The following is a 675-nucleotide window of genomic DNA, read 5'->3' as shown; positions in this document are numbered from 1 at the left end:
TCGCCCAGTTAAGACTCGGTTTCCCTACGGCTCCCCTATACGGTTAACCTTGCTACAAAATATAAGTCGCTGACCCATTATACAAAAGGTACGCAGTCACACCACGAAGGTGCTCCCACTGCTTGTACGTACACGGTTTCAGGTTCTATTTCACTCCCCTCGCCGGGGTTCTTTTCGCCTTTCCCTCACGGTACTGGTTCACTATCGGTCAGTCAGGAGTATTTAGCCTTGGAGGATGGTCCCCCCATATTCAGACAGGATGTCACGTGTCCCGCCCTACTCATCGAACTCACGACCTGTGCATTTTAGTGTACGGGGCTATCACCCTTTGCTGCGCGACTTTCCAGACGCTTCCACTAACACACAAGCCGATTCAGGTTCTGGGCTCCTCCCCGTTCGCTCGCCGCTACTGGGGGAATCTCGGTTGATTTCTTTTCCTCGGGGTACTTAGATGTTTCAGTTCCCCCGGTTCGCCTCATGCCACTATGTATTCATGACATGATAGTGTGTCGAAACACACTGGGTTTCCCCATTCGGGTATCGCCGGTTGTAACGGTTCATATCACCTTACCGACGCTTTTCGCAGATTAGCACGCCCTTCATCGCCTCTGACTGCCTAGGCATCCACCGTGTACGCTTAGTCACTTAACCTCACAACCCGAAGATGTTTCCATC

The 675-nt window shown here is 52.0% G+C and carries 1 rRNA gene; it reads right to left on the bottom strand.

Annotated features, from left to right (window positions below):
• A 23S ribosomal RNA gene (locus tag ACJ8IM_RS25175) occupies positions 1 to 651 on the bottom strand; the annotation flags it as partial.
• Positions 652 to 675 lie beyond the last annotated feature (24 nt).

Origin of the sequence: Serratia sp. CY33525, from assembly GCF_052169115.1 — a bacterium.
GTDB lineage: Bacteria > Pseudomonadota > Gammaproteobacteria > Enterobacterales > Enterobacteriaceae > Serratia > Serratia sarumanii.
This window is presented reverse-complemented; position numbering and strand designations above follow the sequence as displayed.